Source organism: Proteus sp. G2626 (assembly GCF_009915985.1).
Classification (GTDB): Bacteria; Pseudomonadota; Gammaproteobacteria; order Enterobacterales; family Enterobacteriaceae; genus Proteus; species Proteus vulgaris.
On record NZ_JAABNH010000009.1, the window covers coordinates 240,602 to 260,812 of the forward strand.

The 20,211-nt window shown below is 38.5% G+C and carries 15 protein-coding genes; 4 read left to right on the forward strand and 11 right to left on the reverse strand.

The window, feature by feature from the left end; genetic code table 11:
- Nucleotides 1-9: 9 nt before the first annotated feature.
- Nucleotides 10-699, reverse strand: a complete 690-nt coding sequence (phoB, locus tag GWJ05_RS05520) for a phosphate regulon transcriptional regulator PhoB (protein WP_036932936.1) — start codon at nt 697-699, stop codon at nt 10-12.
- 221 nt (nt 700-920) lie between these two features.
- Between phoB and sbcD the strand changes: the two genes are divergently transcribed.
- The 3 genes from sbcD to GWJ05_RS05535 all read left to right on the forward strand — a co-directional run bounded on the left by sbcD (nt 921) and on the right by GWJ05_RS05535 (nt 6,608).
- Nucleotides 921-2,153, forward strand: a complete 1,233-nt coding sequence (gene sbcD / locus GWJ05_RS05525) for an exonuclease subunit SbcD (RefSeq protein WP_036932937.1) — start codon at nt 921-923, stop codon at nt 2,151-2,153.
- Complete coding sequence (locus tag GWJ05_RS05530) at nt 2,150-5,878, forward strand: AAA family ATPase (protein WP_161681155.1); 3,729 nt, start codon at nt 2,150-2,152, stop codon at nt 5,876-5,878. Before sbcD ends, GWJ05_RS05530 begins: the two co-directional genes overlap by 4 nt.
- Before the next feature lie 130 nt (nt 5,879-6,008).
- A complete protein-coding gene (locus tag GWJ05_RS05535; RefSeq protein WP_036932939.1) occupies nt 6,009-6,608 on the forward strand; it encodes a nitroreductase family protein in 600 nt (199 codons plus the stop codon).
- A 283-nt stretch (nt 6,609-6,891) separates the two neighbouring features.
- On the opposite strand, the gene GWJ05_RS05540 is transcribed toward GWJ05_RS05535, so the two are convergent.
- From GWJ05_RS05540 to GWJ05_RS05555, 4 genes are all read right to left on the reverse strand, one after another.
- The gene (locus GWJ05_RS05540; RefSeq protein ID WP_036932940.1) at nt 6,892-8,514 is read right to left on the reverse strand and encodes a bifunctional metallophosphatase/5'-nucleotidase; all 1,623 of its coding nucleotides are present in this window, start codon (nt 8,512-8,514) and stop codon (nt 6,892-6,894) included.
- Between the two features lie 19 nt (nt 8,515-8,533).
- Nucleotides 8,534-9,310, reverse strand: coding sequence for a ribonuclease T2 family protein (locus tag GWJ05_RS05545; protein ID WP_036932942.1), 777 nt, complete (start codon nt 9,308-9,310; stop codon nt 8,534-8,536).
- Between the two features lie 85 nt (nt 9,311-9,395).
- Entirely contained in the window at nt 9,396-11,351 is a 1,956-nt protein-coding gene (locus GWJ05_RS05550; protein ID WP_036932943.1) for a bifunctional 2',3'-cyclic-nucleotide 2'-phosphodiesterase/3'-nucleotidase, read from the reverse strand.
- An 83-nt stretch (nt 11,352-11,434) separates the two neighbouring features.
- Entirely contained in the window at nt 11,435-12,619 is a 1,185-nt protein-coding gene (locus GWJ05_RS05555; RefSeq protein WP_224215435.1) for a porin, read from the reverse strand.
- Between the two features lie 1,327 nt (nt 12,620-13,946).
- Here GWJ05_RS05555 and rdgC point away from each other — a divergent pair.
- Nucleotides 13,947-14,855: a recombination-associated protein RdgC gene (gene rdgC / locus GWJ05_RS05560; protein WP_036932945.1), complete on the forward strand. Its 909-nt coding sequence runs from the start codon at nt 13,947-13,949 to the stop codon at nt 14,853-14,855.
- A gap of 67 nt (nt 14,856-14,922) precedes the next feature.
- Here the strand turns inward: rdgC and yedF are convergent, their stop codons facing one another.
- The 6 genes from yedF to hypB all read right to left on the reverse strand — a co-directional run bounded on the left by yedF (nt 14,923) and on the right by hypB (nt 20,157).
- Complete coding sequence (gene yedF, locus GWJ05_RS05565; RefSeq protein WP_006535172.1) at nt 14,923-15,165, reverse strand: sulfurtransferase-like selenium metabolism protein YedF; 243 nt, start codon at nt 15,163-15,165, stop codon at nt 14,923-14,925.
- On the reverse strand, nt 15,162-16,388 hold the full coding sequence (gene yedE, locus GWJ05_RS05570) for a selenium metabolism membrane protein YedE/FdhT (RefSeq protein WP_036932947.1): 1,227 nt from the start codon (nt 16,386-16,388) through the stop codon (nt 15,162-15,164). The genes yedF and yedE overlap by 4 nt, the downstream gene beginning before the upstream one ends.
- A 209-nt stretch (nt 16,389-16,597) precedes the next feature.
- Nucleotides 16,598-17,617, reverse strand: a complete 1,020-nt coding sequence (gene hypE, locus GWJ05_RS05575) for a hydrogenase expression/formation protein HypE (protein ID WP_036932948.1) — start codon at nt 17,615-17,617, stop codon at nt 16,598-16,600.
- Nucleotides 17,614-18,750 carry a hydrogenase formation protein HypD gene (gene hypD / locus GWJ05_RS05580; RefSeq protein ID WP_036932950.1) on the reverse strand — a complete coding sequence of 379 codons (1,137 nt, stop codon included), beginning with the start codon at nt 18,748-18,750 and terminating at the stop codon, nt 17,614-17,616. Before hypD ends, hypE begins: the two co-directional genes overlap by 4 nt.
- Nucleotides 18,737-19,003, reverse strand: a complete 267-nt coding sequence (gene hybG / locus GWJ05_RS05585) for a hydrogenase maturation factor HybG (RefSeq protein WP_006535180.1) — start codon at nt 19,001-19,003, stop codon at nt 18,737-18,739. The genes hypD and hybG overlap by 14 nt, the downstream gene beginning before the upstream one ends.
- Entirely contained in the window at nt 18,994-20,157 is a 1,164-nt protein-coding gene (gene hypB, locus GWJ05_RS05590) for a hydrogenase nickel incorporation protein HypB (RefSeq protein ID WP_036932951.1), read from the reverse strand. Before hypB ends, hybG begins: the two co-directional genes overlap by 10 nt.
- Between the last annotated feature and the right edge of the window lie 54 nt (nt 20,158-20,211).

The window sequence follows — 20,211 nt, forward strand, 5'->3', positions numbered from 1 at the left end:
CATATTGACTTAGAAACGGGCAGAGAAACGATATCCCGTTCCACGTACTGTCTGTATCATTCGGTCATGACCATCTTCTTCAATGGCTTTACGTAAACGACGAATATGCACATCCACGGTACGGTCTTCGACATAAACATTCGTTCCCCAAACATAGTTTAGCAGTTGTTCTCTACTATACACACGTTCAGGATGTGTCATAAAAAAGTGCAGGAGTTTAAATTCAGTAGGCCCCATATCAATAGGTTTATCTTGACTGGTGACGCGATGAGAAACAGGATCAAGTGCTAACCCATTGAACTCGATAATATCTTCCGCTGACATTGGTGACAAACGCCGTAAAATCGCCTTCACACGGGCAACAAGCTCTTTAGGTGAAAAAGGTTTAATAACATAATCATCTGCACCTGTTTCTAAGCCTTGGACTTTATCTTCTTCTTCCCCTTTTGCTGTTAACATAATAATAGGAATGTCACGAGTATTACTTTCTCGCTTCATCTGTTTTATTACCTGTAAACCTGAGCCACCGGGGATCATCCAATCTAATAAAACCAGATCAGGGTAAGGATCAATAAGAAAACTCAATGCAGAATCATAATCCTCTGCTTCAATTGGTTGAAAACCATTTTGTTCTAAAACAAAACAGATCATTTCTCGAATTGCGGTTTCATCTTCAACAACAAGAATACGCCTTGCCATACTCTATCCTGTGTAATGTATATAGAGGGTCAAAATGATTATGATGCAGTTTTATGACAGATTTATGACTAACCTTAACATTACTGAAATAGATCCCTGTTGTTAAGGTCAATAAATCATTTTTTGGTGAAATATCACTCAAAAATGGGGTTTATTGTTGAGTTTTCACTAAAAAAGCAAGGTGCGCTATACTCTTCATCAAATAAAAAAGAGGGATAGCAATGCGGATTATTCACACATCAGACTGGCATTTAGGGCAATACTTTTTTACGAAAACCCGCGTACAAGAACATCAACAATTTCTTGATTGGTTATTAGTCCAAATTAAGGATAATCAAGTCGATGCCCTGATTGTTGCTGGCGATATATTTGATACAGGCTCTCCCCCAAGTTATGCCCGAGAACTTTATAACCGCTTTGTTGTTGCCATGAGAGAAACACAATGCCAATTGATTATTTTAGGTGGCAATCACGATTCTGTCGCAACACTCAATGAATCTAAATCACTATTGGCGTGTTTAAATACTACTGTTATTGCCAATGTGCATACTGAAGCACCACAAGTACCACTAATTCTTCGTCAAAAAGATAACACGCCAGGTGCGTTACTTTGTGCGATCCCTTATCTACGTCCTAGAGATATGATAACTAGTCGAAGTGGACAATCCGGTGCTGAGAAACAAAATGCCCTAAAAGAAGCGATTGCTGATTATTATCAAGCTCAATATCAAGCCGCTCTCGATTTGCGTAATCAATTAAATATAAACATCCCTATTATTGCGACAGGTCACCTAACAACGATTGGTGCAAGTATGACCGATTCTGTACGTGAAATATATATCGGTACTTTAGAAGCCTTCTCTGCGACCCTGTTTCCTGAATTTGATTATATTGCTCTTGGCCACATTCATCGCCCTCAAGTGGTGAATAAATCAGGACATATTCGTTATAGTGGTTCTCCAATTCCTTTAAGTTTTGATGAGAGTGGGCAACAAAAAAGCGTCTGTCTTATCGATTTTGAGCAAGATAAATTAACCGAGCTTACGCTACTCCCTATCCCCGAATTTCAGCTATTGCGCACAATTACTGGCTCCTTAAAAGAGATAGCCACACAGCTTGAAAATTTAAAGAAACAATATACTGAAACAGATACGACTATCTGGTTGGATATTGAAGTTTCTACACAAGATTATCTCAGTGATATACAAACTCGAATTCAAGAACTGACTAACGACCCACTTTTTGATGTGGTTTTATTAAGAAGAGCTAGAAAACAGCGCCAGGCACTCACCCAAAATGAGAAAGAAACACTGACAGAATTAACGGTTTATGATGTTTTTGAAAGACGCTTAGAACAACATCAGTTTGATTCAGAAGAGACTAAAACGCGATTAACCACATTATTTAAACAAGCAGTTGAAAAGGCAGAACAAGAGGATAACGAAACAAAATGAAAATCTTAAGTCTGCGATTTAAAAATATTAACTCCTTAAAAGGCGAATGGAAAATTAACTTCAACCAAGAACCTTTTATTAGCAACGGATTATTTGCGATAACAGGCCCTACCGGTGCGGGAAAAACAACCCTTTTAGATGCTATTAGTTTAGCGCTTTATCATAGAACCCCACGATTAGATAAAGTCACACAATCTCAAAATGAATTAATGACTCGTCATACTGCAGAGTGTTTGGCGGAAGTTGAATTTGAAGTTAAAGGTATTGCTTATCGTGCTTTTTGGGAACAACGCCGAGCCAATTATAAAGAAGATGGTAATCTTCAAGCACCACAGGCTGAACTCGTCAAAATAAATATCACAGGAGGTGAAGACAAAATATTAGCGAGCAAAATAAGCCAAGTAAAAGAGATGATCATTAATATTACGGGGCTAGATTTTGACCGATTTACTAAGTCTATGTTGCTTTCACAAGGACAATTTGCAGCATTTCTTAATGCTGATGACAAATCTCGTGCAGAGTTACTCGAAGAACTCACTGGTACAGATATTTATCGTCATATTTCCCAATCTATCTTTAAACATTGGCGAGAAGAAGAACAAACCTTAAAAACGCTAAAACAGCAAGCTGAAATGATGGCGTTATTAGATGAACATGATCGCCAAGCTTTATTAACAGAACAAACCACCCTTTTTGCAAAAGAGAGCCTATTACAAAAGGAACAACAAGAATATCAAGCAGCAAAGCAGTGGCAAGAAAAAGAAATCGAGCTCAATAAAAACAAAATATTAGCACAAACCGCGGTTAACTTAGCACAAGAGGCATTAGTTGCTGCAACCCCCGATATTCAACGTCTTGAAAAGAGCGAACCCGCGGAAAAAATTCGCCCTATTTATGATGAAAAAAATCGCCTATTAAAAGAACAAGCCTATATTGAGTCACAACGCTCAACATTAAAAACAGAAAAACAGCTTATTGAACAACAAAGCCAGCCTATTAATCAGCATTTAGTCAAAGCTCGTGACACACTTAAACAACACAATGAAAAAAAACAGCAAATATTACACCTTATTCGTGAGAAAGTAGCGCCATTAGATAGTCAATTAGTCTTACTACAACAAGACATTTCAGCAAAAACACAGCAAAAAAACACACTCGAAAAAACACAATCTGAATATCTGGAAAAAATTCAATCAACGGCACACCAGCTAACTACATCACAAAAACAAGCCAATGAATTAAATGATTATTTAACTTATCATACGGTTTATGCTCAACTTGCTGAAAATTTACCGTTATGGCAACGCTATTTTGAACAATATGATGAAGTCACAGAAAAATATCTTATTAGCCAAAAGAGTGAAAAAACAGCACAAGAAAAAGAAAAATCTCTCAAACATACGCTAGAAAAAGCGACTAAAGCACTAGAAGATCAGCAACACAACTTGAACTTACAGCAACAACAATTAAATAAATTACAGACACAGCTTGAGCAACAAAATAAAGCTAACGCTATTACAGATATCCCCCCTCGTTTACAGCAAATATCACAACAAAAGAATGCACTCGCTAAGCTGATGGGATTACAAGCTCAATTACAACGAGCGATAAAAACTGAACACCAACACAAAAAAATCCAGTCAGAAAATCAGCAAAAAATAGTCATGCTGACTGAAAGCATTCACAAAAATGACATTATTTTAAAAGAGAAAGAACAACATCTTAAAGATTTAAATGCCAATTATCTCTTAATACGAAAATTGGCAGAATATGAAGAAGAGAGACAACGTTTAGTTAAAGATAACCCCTGCCCTGTTTGTGGTTCAACTGAACATCCTTATGTTGAAAAATATAAAGAAATTAAACCAGATGAAACAAAAACACGATTAGATCTTTTAACACAACAAATTCATGCATTAACAATAGAGTTAGTGGAACAAAAAACACAATGCGCTAACTATCAAGCTCAAAACAAAAAACTCAATGAAGATAGTGAACAACTCACCCAAGATATCGCGACATTAAAACAACAATGGCAAATCTTAGCACAAACGCACACATTGCCTGATGCTGACTGTGAAGAAGAAGCTTTGACTAAATTAGATGCCGAGTTTGAAAAAGAAGCTAGTCTACTCACTCAAACGCAAATAAATTACCAAGCATTAGAAGCCCGAATTCAGCAAGAATACAAGCTGTTATCTGATAACAAAGAGCAGTTTAACCAACAACAGCAAGCTATTCTTTATCAACAAAGTGAATTGACTCAACAACAAAAAGAAGTCACCAATCAACAACAACAAACGGCTCAATATCTTCAACAGAAGACACAATTAGCGCAAGATATTCAATCTCGTGTTGAACAGCAAGGCTATCAGTTATGCCGATTTGAAGAAAAAACACAATGGCTTAATGCGCGTAAAAAAGAGAGTCAACAATATCAATCAACATTAAAAAAATATCAGGAATTACTGCAAACAATTCGTGAATTGTCATTAACACAAGAAGAAAGAAAACGTTATTTAGCGGAAACCCAAAAAGAACTTGATACAGGCTTAGCTCATTTACACCAATTACATCAACAACAAGAACAGTTAAAAGCACAACGTCAAGCTTTATTCGGGACACAATCCACCGAAGATGCACGGAATGAATTAGAACAAAAAAGTCAGTTATTACAAAAAGATATTGAGCAATATAGCGAAGACAAGAACCAACTTGAAATTCGTTTAAATCAGCTTATTGGCCAATATCAGGAAAATAAAAAATCACTACAACGACTTCAAATTCACTCACAGAACACTGTTGAACAATATCAAAATAAATTAAAAAACAGTCCTTTTGCTGATGAAAATGCATTTTTAGCCTCTTTGCTATCCGTCGAGGAAAGAAATCGCTTACAAGAACAGCAAAAACAGCGACTAGACAAGCTACTACAAGAAAAAACACGCTTAGATACACAAGAAAATGCCTATCAACAACATTTATCACAACAACCATTATTGGCAACCCAGCAAAATCTTGAACAAATCAACGCTCAATTATTGCTGTTAGAAACACAATTTACGCAATTACAAGAGACAAAATTTCGCATTCAAGAGCAACTGCGAACGGATGAAGAAAAGCGTAAAGAGCAACAAAACCTACTGACTCATATAGCTAATCAGCAGGCTCATTTTGATGATTGGAGTTATTTAAATGAATTAGTGGGATCTGCCTCAGGAGATAAATTCAGTCGTTTTGCTCAAGGATTAACGCTAGATCATTTGATTTATTTAGCCAATCGTCGTTTAGAAAAACTGCATGGGCGTTATTTCTTACAACGTAAAACACCTGCAAGCCTTGAACTACAAATTGCAGACACATGGCAAGCAGATGCACTGCGAGATACACGAACTCTCTCTGGTGGTGAAAGTTTTTTAGTCAGTTTATCACTCGCTCTCGCGCTTTCAGATTTAGTAAGTAATAAGACACAGATTGAATCGCTGTTTCTAGATGAGGGCTTTGGCACACTCGATCCTGATACGTTAGATATCGCACTTGATGCGCTCGATAGTCTAAATGCATCGGGCAAAATTATTGGTGTGATTAGTCACGTAGAAGCAATGAAAGAACGCATTCCAGTTCAGATTAAAGTGAAGAAAGCTGGGGGATTAGGGATAAGCCAACTGGCACCTGAATTTAGATATATAGATAAAAAAATTACAAATCAATCAGTTAAAAACTAGGTCGAATATTTTGACGTAACTGATTAAATTTTTTATATATCAATAAATCACTGCTAAGCCCTATAGTATGTTCATAGATTAGCTCAAGCTAAGACACGCTTTAAGCGCCTAAATTTATCAAGGAGACACCATGTCTAACGCATTTACTGATTTAATGAAAAAACGTAGAACAATTTATCATTTAGGTAATCAACTTCCAATTAGCGAAGACAGAGTCACTGCGATTATCAAAGAAGCGGTTAAAGAAAGCCCAACAGCATTTAACTCACAAACATCGCGTGTTGTTGTTCTGTTTGGTGAACAACATCAAAAACTGTGGGATATCGTTAAAAACACACTGAAAAAATTAGTTCCAGCAGAAGCATTTAGTGCTACTGAAGCAAAAATTAATAGCTTCGCTGCAGGTGCGGGTTCAATTCTGTATTTTGAAGACACCGATATCGTAAAAGGTCTTCAAGAGCAATTCCCACTGTATGCGGATAACTTCCCTGTATGGTCAGAACAAGCAAGTGGTATGGCACAACTTTCTGTTTGGACTGCATTAGCAGCAGAGAACGTAGGTGCTTCATTACAACACTACAACCCAATTATTGATGACGAAGTTCATGCAACTTGGGATCTGCCAAAAACATGGAAATTAAGAGCGCAAATGGTCTTTGGTTCAATCGAACAAGAGGCCGGCGAGAAGAATTATATTGAAGATGACGCTCGCTTTAAAATCTTCAAATAAGAGTTAGAACAGACATCTGACAAAAGACCCTAAATAATACCCTCTTTTTTTACTTTCATTCCTTGCCCACAGCCACTGTGGGCTTTTTTTTATTACATGCCCACAGAAAAAGAGAGGTGGTATTATGCCTTCACTATAAAAATCCTATAAAAAAGAGCAAAGTGCGCAATGAATACAAAGGTAGGGATGGACCCTTTGTGTTCAACACTTTGCTCTCTTTATTTATTTACGCACCCCTTACCGAAGTAAAAGGTGCGATTTTCACAAGGCGTATGAAAATACGTTATTTACGTGTGATGTTGTTTGCTTTTGGTTGAGCAATTGGAGACTGCTCAGCAAAGTATTTCACGACTGCATCAACATCTGGCACGCTGTAAACTGGATCTTTACCTTCTTTCAGTACAGAGAAATTACTACCACCTGTTGCTAAGTATTCGTTAGCCACAACACGGTAAGAGGCTTTCATATCCACTGGTTTGCCATCAATTTTCATGGATTCGACGATAACACGGTTACCATTAGAGGCTTTGCTATCCCATGTATATTGGAAGTTGCCTGAAACAGCTAACACTTGTGGACGTGAACGATCCCATTGTTGTTCTAATAGGCGTTTGATTTGTTCACCCGTTAACGTTTGAGTTAACAGTACGTTAGAGAATGGCTGTACAGTGTAGATTGCGTTATAAGAAACGTCACCACCAGTCATATCAGCACGAATACCACCGCTGTTCATAAATGCGATTTGTGCGCCACCCATATCTTTTGGTTTTGCAGTATATAAATGCGCATCCGCAATCACTTGACCCAGTGCAGATTCACCCGCGTCATTCGTTTGCTTGTTCAGGTTACCTTCTAACTTACCGATAATACGGTTAGCTAATGGGGTAGCAATTTTTTCGTAAGCTTCTAACAGTTTAGTCACTGCAGGATCTTTTTCATATTTACGGTTATCAACCCAAATGTTACGAGCTTCGATATCAACAACATCTTTCGTTGTTTTATCTAATTTCAAGTCGATACGCGTTAACATTGCACCATTAGACTGTGCCGATGTCACTGATTTACCGTTGATAGTACAGTTATAAGCTTGGTGAGTATGACCAGTAACAACGAAGTCGATAGCTGGATCTAATTGTTCAACAACACCCAGTACTTTACCTGTAATACCATTACATGCGTTGATATTAACTGGACCACCATCACGACGCTGTGCTGCACCTTCGTGGATCAGAACACCAATTGCTTGAACGCCTTTGGCTTTTAACTGAGGTACTAGTGCGTTAATTGTTTTTGCTTCATTGTGGAAGCTTAAGCCTTCGGTTCCTTTAGGGGTTACGATAGCTGCAGTACCTTCTAAAGTTAAACCGATGAAGGCAACAGGAATACCGTTGAATTCTTTAATAACGTATTCTGGGAATAATGTTTTGCCCGTTTCGTTAACAATAACGTTAGCCGCTAAGTATTGGAAATCTGCGCCTTTAAACTCAGTTGGGCCTTGGCAACCCGTTACTGGGTGACAACCACCGTTTTGTTTACGCAGTAACTCGCCCATGCCTTTATCAAATTCGTGGTTACCCACTGAAGTTGCTTCTAAGCCTGCTAATGATAATGCTTCGATTGAAGGCTCATCATGGAACATTGAAGATAACAGTGGGCTTGCACCAACCATATCACCAGCCGCAACAACGATGTTGTTCGGGTTATCTTTCTTCATTTCTTTAATTAACGTAGCCATGTGCTCAATGCCACCAGGTTTGTTTGGACCTGGCGCTTTTAGCGCACCATGGAAGTCGTTCATTGCGATAACACGCACATCAACAACATTAGCTTCGTCGTAGTTCTTTGCACAACCAGCTAATAAGACAGAGCTTACTGCAAGTGCAACGAGTTTATATTTATGCTTCATTTACAATTTATCCCTAAGATCAAAATTCACGTTTCGGACAATCAATGACTTCGAAATCTTTGCTATAACAGATATAGAATTCATCTCGATTAATTTGAATTTCTTTATCCTTCAGTGATGGATTGTTTTCTTTTAAGAACTTAATCAATGCACTATTTGAAGGACGGCCCTCTGGTAATACTAACGCTTCATACAACTCTTTTTGTTTACCAAAGAATGCATCTGGTGTATCAAACGCACAAACACCATGTTTTTCCCATTCACCTTGTAACAGATCGATACCCGGAGAATCGCACAGATAAGGTTTGATAGCAGAGTATTCTAAAGGTGGTAAATCGCCTTTACATAAACGAGGATGCTTGCGTATGTCTTTCCAATCACGGCAGTCTTCCCACGATTTACCATCACAGGTTTCAGCCCACAGCCCATGAACAATCCAACCAAATTTATTATCTGAGAAACATTGGATTTCAAATTTATCGTACTCACGTTTTGCACGATCTTTTTCATTGTCGTTATTTAAACGCTTAATATTATTACTTTTATAATCACAAAAAGCCGGTGAGTAGTTAATTGCTAACTTAAAGTAATCTGTTGATGCTGTGCTGTTTTGACCATAGCGATCATGAGAAGCAATGTAGTCGTAAGGTGCTGTTGGAGCATCAGGTAGAATACAAGATACGCCTTCAACTAATTTAGCTTGAGGTTTTAATGGTTCTGTAATTTCAGGTGCTTGCGTTGCACATCCTGCTAATACTAAAGCAAAAGCAGCAGGTAATAGCTTCATAAAGCGCATAAAATCCCCTTAAAGAGCAATAAATTTTACTCTCTTGGTTCAAAAAGGTAAGAAAAGCCTGCCCAGAATGGGCAGGTTTAATTGCTTATTTCTTCTCAGTTAAATCAATTTTGTAAATAGCAAAACCGATGTCATCATTTCCCACAAAGGTCATTGGATACTGAGCAAAATCTTTAATAAAGTTAGCCGCTTTTTCACTAGGTGACGTTTCAAAGCGAACATCTAATTGTTTATCTGTCTTAATCGGTAAGAAAGACCAATTATTAGCGGCTTTTGTTGCCACTTCGCCATTCTCTTTTGTTTGCTTAGCAATATAAGACGCTAAGATTGCACGGTTTTCATCTGGGGATGCAAACGCAATATTCGCTTCACCGGTACCCGCAAATTTACCACCGTATCCACGGTAGTTATTTGTTGCGATCAGGAATGTTGCTTTAGGATCGATTGGTTTGCCTTCGTAAGTCACTTCTTTAATACGATTCGCATCTTTATTAACAACTTGACAATCAACGTCATATTTCGCCGGTTGAGTTAAGTCAACTTTATAGTTCACACCGCTGATAGTGTCGAAGTTATAAGTACGGAAACCATCCCAGTTGATTAAATATTGTGGTTTAGTTGAATTAGGATCAACTTGATTCCACATACCCGCTGAACATTCTAACCACTCAACAACATCCGCACCGGTCGCTTTAACAACCACTAATGTGTTTGGATACAGATATAAATCTGCAGCGTTACGGAATGTTAAATCACCTTTTTCAACTTCTACGAAGTCTGCTGGTGCATTTTTACGACCACCCGCTTTAAACGGCGCGGCTGCACCTAATACAGGTAAACCGTCTAAGTTCGGATCACCTTGAATAAAGTGTTTGGTGTAATCAACTTGTGCATCATTAACGATTTGTACCGTTGGATCGCTTTGTACTAATGCTAAGAAGCTGTACATATTGGCAGAAGCTTTACCAATGTGTTTACCCACGAAATCACGGGTACCTTGGTGTGCTTTTTCGATGATTTGCGCTAATTCAGCATCACGTTCAACTAAGGCTTTTTTATTTGCTTTATCAAAGATAGGACGTGCTTCACCTGTTGCTTGTGTCATCACCCACTTACCGCTGTCGTTGTTGATAACCATATCAACGACACCTAAGTGATCACCCCATTGGCCTGGCATAACCGCAGGAACGCCGTTTACAGTGCCTTTAGCAACATCAACACCTTTAATGCCTTCAAATTCTTTGCTTGGAAATACGCCATGAGCGTGACCAAACATGATTGCATTAATGCCTTCAACTTCACTTAAATAATAAACTGAGTTCTCAGCCATTGCTTTGTACGGCTCTGACGCGAAACCAGAGTGAGGAATAGCCACAATCAGGTCAGCACCCTCTTTTTTCATTTGAGGGACGAATTTTTTCGCTGTTTCTGTAATATCATTTACAACGACCTTACCATCCAGATTGGCTTTATCCCAGATTAAGATCTGTGGTGGTACGAAGCCGATATAACCAATCTTGATAGTGTGTTCTTTACCATCACGATCTTTTACTGGTGTATCAACAATGATATAAGGTGTGAAATAGTTTTTGCCTGTTTTCGCATCCATCACGTTGGCGTTGATGTAAGGGAATTTAGCACCCGCAATGGCTTTTTTCAGGTAATCTAAACCATAGTTAAATTCATGGTTACCAAAGTTACCTACGGTGTAGCCCATGGTGTTCATCAGCTGATGGGCTGGATGAGATTCGCCTTTTTCTAAACCTTTAGCTGCTTGGTAGTCAGCCAGCGGGCTACCTTGGATCAAGTCGCCGTTATCAACTAAAATCGCATTGGTTGCTTCAGCTTTTGCTGCTTTAATTAAATTAGCTGTACGGACATAACCAAACTGTTCTGTTGGTTTGTCTTTGAAGTAATCAAAGTCGATTAAGTTACTGTGAACATCAGACGTCTCCATAATACGAAGATCGACTGTCGCAGCATTCACGTTGAATGCAACAAACATTGCTAATGTTGAAATTTTCAACACATTCTTAACCATTACACACCCCTTATATATTGGTTAACAGGAGAGCAAAATGGCTCTCCTTTCGTTACTTCTGTCAAACAGCCTCGTTGAAAAGACTAGAAATACAGACGCATACCCGTTTCGAAGATATATTGTTTAGTGTCTTTATATGCTTCATTGTCACTGCGTGCATCATCATATGCCATTTCAGCGAATAAACGTAAGTTGTTGTATTTAGATACCGCAAAACGTTTATCTACACCCACAGTATAGGTTTCTTTTTTGTAGTTGAACGTGTTAGCATCACCATCACGCAAATAGTAACCCGCATACATACCACTTTCGATACGATCCCAGTGCCATTTCACACCAACACCGTACAAATCAGCTTTCCAATCGCCTTTAACAGAGTTCCATTTATAATCTTTTGAAGTTGCATTACTTGCTAAAGTTAAACCTGAATTTTTACCACGAGATTGACCATAGTCTAAACCAATAGAGAACTCACGGCCTGGGAAGAAGTATTCAGCGCCAAATGCTAATATACTGTTTTCAGGTGTTTTTCCTTGAACTGTGCTCTTACTGCTATGAGTCGCTTCACCTTTAGCCGCAGAGTAACCCGCATCAAATTCTAAACCGAAGGTTGATTTATAGAAACCAACTAATGAGTAAGCACGAGTGATATCACCAGTAGTACGAGTATTATCATCACCCGTTTTACCTGTAACGGTACCCGCTAATTTGAAACCTTCGTAACGGTTAGTTTCAATAAAGATAGTTTGTGGTAAACGGGTCATAAAGTTGTTTTTACCAACACCTTTACCATCAGCATAACCATTGCTATAACCTACAGCACGACCTAATACATCACTAAAATAGAACACACCTGTGTTACCATAGCCGTAGCTTGATTTTTTCACCCAATCGATCGGAATATATGTACGACCAAATTGGATTTGTCCATAATCACGGTGAGAGAAACCCACATAACCTACACGGTTGTACATTTCAAAGTTTGATTTAGGGTTGTCACTGTTCGTTTTTTGAGTGTCTGACCCCCACTCTAATTTACCAAATACTTTGATATCGTTAGTCAGTTCGTGTGAACCAAAGAAACCGATACGGCTACCGTCATCATTCATTTTCATTTCATGATTTTGGCTAGTCACTTGTGTTTTTAAACGGAACTGACCGTTTACATCAAAACGTGTACCTTTATCGTTATACACGTTTACTGCGTTTGCCGATCCAGAAAGAACCAACAAACCAACCAGTGCTGCTAGAGGCTTCAAGCTTTTCATGATTAAAATACCCATCTATTTTCTATAGTTTTATGATTTTCTTTAAGGTCAAAAATAATACCGCCGTATATAGTTGACCTGATATTCAGACAAAAGATCTCTGCCACGAATTTCGAAAAAGAAAATCGCTCTCACAATTGATAATTTTTATAGCTACTAATGATGACTCTACAAAATTTTCTTAAAGGTTTTAATTTCCTTGACACAGACGTAATCACCAATAAGACACAAAAATAATATCCTCATTATATTTTAAATAAGGGCATTGCTTTTATTTCTGTTAGAAAAAGAAATTGGTCATTGAATTTTCGTTGGCATGTTACTCAAAAAAAAGCCCTTCTTTCGTGATGTAGCCCACAATTACACCAACATGCGATTTCACAGTTACATACCGAAGTGATAAGCGTCACAATTAAAGGTAAAGATACGTGTTTTTTGAACTAAATCAACTTTTTAAAAATAACACTTTTAGATTTTTCTTTTAGATTTCATTTTGTTACAAGACTCTTTTTTTTGCTAATAAAAAATTTATCCCCCTATTTAATATATTTAAAAGGAAGTATTAATTTTAACCACTAAATAAATAACACTAAAGATTTGAATATTGTTATTCCTAATTAATAATTTTTTATCTTTATATTTATTTCTTATTTAAATAAAAACGAAATCATATTTAAATACAATTTAACCAGTGGTAACGAGTAACACTCCCTCAAAAAAAGAATAATTAACTACAAATACCAAAAAGAGAAGCACAAGAATACCATTCAATCACAATATCTAATCAATACGTACATGTAATAAAGAACTCCCAAAAAACATTACAAAATCTAAACTATAACCTTGGTTAATATAAAAAGCCCTATCGTGTTATTTTAACGATATTTAAAAAATAAATATCCAAATTTGTGATCCTAATCACTTTGTTACTTGTGAAATGTCACTCTTTATATTTTCCTATTTTTGTGACAATTATCACATGCAATCGTCAAGAAGATTTTTGTTTTGTAAATTAATGCAGAGATAAATCTGAAAATGATTTCATGTTGTAAATAAAAAATAGCATAAAAATGAAATTAAGTGATCATCATCACATTAGAGATTATGCTAAAAATCACGTTATTTTATTATTATTATCCTTAATTAATCCAATAAAAATAAGAATGAAACTCATTATCACTCAGTAAATTTACTAATTATTCGTTTCAGCTTTTTTCTTTTTTATTAAATAACATTATAGATATTTTCTTTTAAGGGATATTACCTTTTAGATACCCTAAACATTCAGTATCATAATGCGGTAAATAATGATTAAGGGGAATGTCAGATGCTGTGGTTTAAAAATATTTTGGTCTATCGCTTAAATAAAGAGATAGCACTGTCAATGGATGAGTTAGAACAACAGCTTGCTTCATTGGCATTCACACCTTGCAGTAGCCAAGACATGACCAAAACAGGTTGGGTTTCACCTATGGGGGATCGTGGTGAAGCGCTTATTCATGTAGCTGGCAAGCACGTGATGATATGCGCGCGAAAAGAAGATAAAATCTTACCTGCAACAGTGATTAAAAACGCCTTACAAGAGAAAGTTGAAAAGCTTGAAGGTGAACAAGGTCGTAAGCTGAAAAAAACAGAGAAAGCCACCTTAAAAGATGAAGTGGTACATACCCTGCTTCCTCGTGCATTTAGTAAATTCTCACAAACTTTTATTTGGCTAGATTTAGAAAAACAATTAGTCATTGTTGATTCTGGCAGTGCAAAACGCGCTGAAGATAACTTAGCTTTGTTGCGCAAAACGTTAGGTTCATTACCTGTTGTTCCACTGAACTTTAATGAATCCGTTGAATTAAAAATGACAGAGTGGGTACGCTCCGGAGAACTCCCGGCTGGCTTTACCTTAATGGATGAAGCGGAGCTAAAAGCCGTGCTGGAAGAAGGTGGTGTGATCCGTTGTAAAAAACAAGAATTAGTCTCTGATGAAATTGCGACTCATATTGAAGCAGGTAAAGTTGTCACCAAGCTTTCCGTGGACTGGGAAGATCGCCTACAATTTATGCTTTGTGATGATGGCTCAATAAAACGGATCAAATTCAGTGAAACATTACGAGAACAAAATGATGATATTGATAAAGCTGATTTTGCTCAACGTTTTGATGCCGACTTTGTTTTAATGACGGGGGAGTTAAGCGCACTCATTGAACGCGTGACAGAAGTGCTCGGTGGCGAAGCAGAATAACACCATCTTATTAAAGAATAACAGCCTATCATTTTATCTAAATAGGCTGTTTTTTATTTAGTAAAATTTATTTTTGAATTAAATACCGAATTGTCGGGCCATCTTGTTGGATATCTAACACGGTATAACCATAATTTTTCGCATCAAGCGGAATATTGTTAATGGATTGAGGGCAATCACTTACTACCTCTAAAATTTCGCCTTTTTTCAGTGATGGCATAGCTTCAAGCGTTGCTACCGCAGGATAAGGACAAGGTTCACCAACCATATCTAGACGATAATCAGGAATAATGGTGTCTTTCTGACTCATGCGATTTCCTTATTAACTTGTGTTGAAATAGATTGTGCTTGTTGCGCCTTTTTACGGAAAAAGTGTTTTTCCCACCAAAGTAATAATATAAATGACACACCAAGCATCAGATATGTCACACCTAATCCTCCCACTGGACCAAAGGTGTCGAGTAAGTTAATCTTGTCATAATCAGTCGCGATCACTGAGGCAAAATCATCCCAGTAGTAAGCCAATAATGTCGAGCCGATAACGTTACCCAATCCAACCCACCAAAAGTGAATTTGACCTTCTACAGCGCGATACATCCAGCCTGTTTCACACCCACCCGCAAGTACAATACCGAAACCAAAGAGTAAACCGCCAATGACAGCATTCGGCCCTGCCCACATAATTTTAGGCGCAGCACCTAATTGGACATAGCTGAAGATCCCAACCGCACTCACCGCCATACCAATGATAATCGCTTTTGCCATATGAGTTCTGCCTGTTATCCATAAATCACGAAAGGCAGAGGTAAAACAGATTTGCGCTCGTTCGATTAAAATACCAAAACCAATACCGCCTAACATCGCAAAGCCCAGTTTGGGTGAATCAAAGAGAATAATGAAAGACCACGCAATCATGGCAAAAAAGATAACCATTCCCAATCTAAAGCGACGTTTTGCACGCTGTTTATCTTGAGTAATCGGTGAAGCTTGACTAACTTTTTGTAGTTTTACAGGAATACGAAACAGAGGCATCAGTGAAAGTTTGGCACCAAAATAAGAGCCAATCGCTGTTGCAACCGCAAAAAACCAAGCATGTAAAGAAAACTGGGGGATCCCCGTAAAGAAAGCAGCGAGGTTACAGCCCATCGCTAAACGTGCACCAAAACCCGCAATAATCCCCCCAAGCACTGCCTGAATAATACGAATTTTATGCTGAGGATGGCGAAGTTTGACGTTGTTGGCCCAAAGCGCAGCCATAATACAACCTCCAAACATGCCAATAATCATCACACCGTCAATACGCGTTAATGGCGTACCTTCAAGACCGATAATTTTAAAATAACCCCATTCTTCAGGGTGAGCACCAAACCATTGCATTACGTGACCGCCCCAACGAGTAAATTCTCCCGTGACAGCCCAGAACGTGCCGGTTAAACCAAAGTAGTAAGTTGATAAGATACCTGCCGCAATCACCGCTGGAAGAGGCTTCCAAAAACGGATCAGGTATTGAGATTTAAATTCTGACCAAGACATGTTTTTTCCTAGAACTTACCTCTACGAGAGACCCTCTCCACGCAGTAGGATTGGCCGAACATGTTACTCCAATAATTTTTTTATCAAAGGGTCAGTATTCAGATAAATGAGAGAAATTTGCGCTATAACAAATTTTTTGTAACAGGCTGGCAACTTATCCCACTTATAAATCTTATGGTCATTTCAATTTATAAGTGGGAAGTAAGTAATTAGCAAATACGTGGTAATGGCTCGTTATATGGTAAGTCAAGGATACGGCTAGTCCCGAAAATTCCCGTTAACCGAATATAATTATCCTCGGTAACTTCACCAATAGTACAAGCCTCTTTCCCTAAAGTATGTTGATGTAAAGCCTCAAGGACTTGTGCTTCAGCGTCAGGCGATACCACTAAAACAATTTTACCTTCATTAGCAAAATTCAGTGCTTCAAGCCCTAATAATTCACACACACCACGAACAGCTTGTTTCATTGGTAATTTACTTTCATGCACATTCATGCCACAACCGCTAGCTTGAGCAAATTCATGCAAAATAGCAGTCACGCCACCTCGGGTTGCATCACGTAAGGCACGAATACCTGTAATTTGGCGTAAAGGCGCAATCATTGGCTCAAGAACAGCACAATCACTTTGTAGATCCGCTTCTAGTCCTAAATTTTCACGCAGATTTAGGATTGTTGCGCCGTGATCGCCAATAGTACCGCTCACTAAGATCTTATCGCCCGCTTTGATATTGCTTGCAGCCCAATTAACTGCTGTTGGAATAACGCCAATACCCGCAGTATTGATAAAAATCTTATCCGCCGCACCACGAGGAACTACTTTAGTATCTCCCGTGACAATTTGTATTCCCGCTTGTGAAGCAGCTTTTGCCATCGCGAATACAAGCACTTCAAGGGTTTCAAATGGAAGCCCTTCTTCGAGAATAAAACCACATGAAAGATAACGAGGCACAGCACCACCAACAGAAAGATCATTAGCCGTACCACAAACAGATAATTTACCAATATTCCCGCCAGGAAAAATGATCGGATCAATCACATAACTATCTGTGCTAAAAGCAAGACGATCGCCAAGCGTCGTTAACTCATTTAATGCGATCCGTGCTTGATCTTCTTTTTCATTCAATAATGGATTATCGAATGCTTTTAAAAATAAGCCTTCGATCAATTGTTGCATACCTTGCCCACCATTTCCTTGGGCTAAAGTGATTTCATCAGGTTGTTTCATATATTACCTTCACGGCGATACTGATAATAAGCCGCACACGCCCCTTCTGATGACACCATTAAAGCACCCAATGCGGTTTCTGGTGTACAACTTTTGCCAAAGAGCGGGCAATCCGAAGGTTTGCATCGTCCTGTTAATACATCACCACAGCGAGATTGTGGATTATCGGCCACTTTTTGTGGTGCTGGTGTAAAACGTAATTCTGCATCAAACTCAGAATAAGCGGGTGTTAATTGAATACCTGACATTGGGATCTCACCCAATCCACGCCATTCACTGGTTTCTTTTAACATAAACACTTCGTTAAGTGCTTTTTGGGCTAACTTATTACCTTCATTCGGTACAATGCGACTATATTGGTTTTCAATACTTAAAACATAATCTGCATTTTCTGCTTTTGCTTTAAGTTGTTTAATGACCATCAGTATAGCTTGCAATAAATCTAATGGTTCAAATCCTGTCACCACAAAAGGCTTTTCAAATGCATCACATAACGGTTGATATGGTGTACATCCAATCACCATACTCACATGCCCCGGTGCAATAAAGCCATCAATGCGAACATCGTCTTGCTCTAGTAGACAACGCAAAGTCGGTACGATGGTAATGTGCTGACAAAATAGAGAAAAGTTTTTAAGTCCACGCAATTTTGCTTGTTGTAGCGTCATTGCCGTACTTGGCATGGTTGTTTCAAAACCTAAACCAAAGAAAACCACTTGTTTGTCTGGATTATCTTGTGCGATTTTGAGTGAATCGAGTGGTGAATAGACAATACGAATATCACTACCACGACGACGTGCATCAAGCATTGAGCCATTACGACCCGGTACTCGCATTGCATCACCAAATGTGCAGAAAATCACATCAGGACGGGCTGCAATTTCTAAACATGCATCAATTCGCCCCATCGGTAATACACAAACAGGACAACCCGGCCCGTGAACAAATTCAATTTCTTCTGGTAATAAGCGGTCTAAACCAAATTTGAAAATGGCATGTGTATGCCCACCGCACACTTCCATGATTTGTAATGGACGTTTAATAGGGTGAGGCCATTGTGAAATAGTTTCACGAATTTGGGCTAGTAAAGCTTTCGCAAGTTCGGGATCACGAAATTCATCAACGTACTGCATCATCAGCCTCTTCGAGGGTCACACCATAGACATGCTGTAATGCATCAAGAGTATCTTGTGCTTCTTGCTCATCAAGAATACTCATGGCAAATCCCACATGAATAAGTACCCATTTGCCTAATAATTCACTAGGTTCGCCTTCACATACCATTGAAATATTAACCGCACGTTTGACGCCACTGACTTCGGCATAAGCGAGTTGGTGGACATCTTCGCCCACCTCAACAATCTTAGCAGGGACACCTAAGCACATAAACGACTCTCCAACCAAGCTAACCACGCTTCCATGCCTTCACCCGTTGTTGCTGATAACGCAATGATTTCGATATTAGGATTCACACGACGAGCGGATTCGATACAGGTTTGAACATCAATATTAAGATGTGGCACTAAATCAATCTTATTGATAATCATTAAATCAGCAGCGGCAAACATATGCGGATATTTCAGTGGCTTATCTTCACCTTCAGTGACAGAAAGAATAGCCACTTTATGTTTTTCACCCAAATCAAAGCTGGCTGGGCACACTAAATTCCCCACATTCTCAATAAAGAGAATGCTGTTATCCTGCACGCCTAATTGGTGCGTTGCATCATGCACCATTTGCGCATCAAGGTGACAACCTTTACCTGTATTCACTTGAATAGCTGGAACACCCGTTTCACGAATACGATCCGCATCATTCGTCGTTTGTTGATCGCCTTCGATCACAGCACAAGGTACACGTTGGGCTAACTGTTTTAATGTTTGTGTTAACAGTGTTGTTTTACCAGAACCAGGGCTTGAAACTAGATTTAATGCCAACACATTTTGCTGTTCAAAATGTTCACGGTTATGAATCGCAATACGATTATTTTTATCCAGTACATCCATTTCAATCTTCAGCATACGCTTTTGGCTAATCCCAGGTGCATGTGTTCCTGCTTCACCTTGGCCATAATGCATATTCTGATTTTCAATCACTGGACTGAATTGTTCTTCGCTCTCGTGCTCATGGTCGTGCTGATGAGAATGATCATGTGCATGATCGTGCTCATGATGAGCGTTATGTCCATGATGATGTTCATGGAAAACAGGCGTTTCGTTTAGCTGTGCATCGTTATGAAAATGAAGATGAACATCACCACTGTTATGATAATAGTGGTGATGAACAATGATAGGCTGACCATTGGTTTCGTAGTTATGCTTATGCTTTTGCTCAGACTTATCAATATATTTATGAACAGTATTCGCTGGAGTAGCAGTGTGTTCATGATGATGATCATGTCCATGGTGGCCGTGATCATGATGATGACCATGGTCGTGATGATCATGAGAGTGAGAGTGATGATGATGGTGCTCATGTGAATGAGGCTCTACGCCTTCAATTCTGACATTGCCTTCGCCACAACCGCAAGTGCTACACATATTCTGACTCCTGTACTATTCAATAAGAAGAATGTGACTCTGTGTCGCGTAAAA

Excerpts from the sequence above, each read along its gene's own strand:
- hybG (WP_006535180.1), bottom strand. The coding sequence starts at position 19,003 with ATGTGCTTAGGTGTCCCTGCTAAGATTGTTGAGGTGGGCGAAGATGTC.
- GWJ05_RS05535 (WP_036932939.1), top strand. The coding sequence starts at position 6,009 with ATGTCTAACGCATTTACTGATTTAATGAAAAAACGTAGAACAATTTAT.
- hypE (WP_036932948.1), bottom strand. The coding sequence starts at position 17,617 with ATGAAACAACCTGATGAAATCACTTTAGCCCAAGGAAATGGTGGGCAA.
- GWJ05_RS05555 (WP_224215435.1), bottom strand. The coding sequence starts at position 12,619 with ATGAAAAGCTTGAAGCCTCTAGCAGCACTGGTTGGTTTGTTGGTTCTT.
- hypD (WP_036932950.1), bottom strand. The coding sequence starts at position 18,750 with ATGCAGTACGTTGATGAATTTCGTGATCCCGAACTTGCGAAAGCTTTA.
- sbcD (WP_036932937.1), top strand. The coding sequence starts at position 921 with ATGCGGATTATTCACACATCAGACTGGCATTTAGGGCAATACTTTTTT.
- yedE (WP_036932947.1), bottom strand. The coding sequence starts at position 16,388 with ATGTCTTGGTCAGAATTTAAATCTCAATACCTGATCCGTTTTTGGAAG.
- GWJ05_RS05530 (WP_161681155.1), top strand. The coding sequence starts at position 2,150 with ATGAAAATCTTAAGTCTGCGATTTAAAAATATTAACTCCTTAAAAGGC.
- yedF (WP_006535172.1), bottom strand. The coding sequence starts at position 15,165 with ATGAGTCAGAAAGACACCATTATTCCTGATTATCGTCTAGATATGGTT.
- GWJ05_RS05540 (WP_036932940.1), bottom strand. The coding sequence starts at position 8,514 with ATGAAGCATAAATATAAACTCGTTGCACTTGCAGTAAGCTCTGTCTTA.
- GWJ05_RS05550 (WP_036932943.1), bottom strand. The coding sequence starts at position 11,351 with ATGGTTAAGAATGTGTTGAAAATTTCAACATTAGCAATGTTTGTTGCA.
- GWJ05_RS05545 (WP_036932942.1), bottom strand. The coding sequence starts at position 9,310 with ATGCGCTTTATGAAGCTATTACCTGCTGCTTTTGCTTTAGTATTAGCA.
- hypB (WP_036932951.1), bottom strand. The coding sequence starts at position 20,157 with ATGTGTAGCACTTGCGGTTGTGGCGAAGGCAATGTCAGAATTGAAGGC.
- rdgC (WP_036932945.1), top strand. The coding sequence starts at position 13,947 with ATGCTGTGGTTTAAAAATATTTTGGTCTATCGCTTAAATAAAGAGATA.
- phoB (WP_036932936.1), bottom strand. The coding sequence starts at position 699 with ATGGCAAGGCGTATTCTTGTTGTTGAAGATGAAACCGCAATTCGAGAA.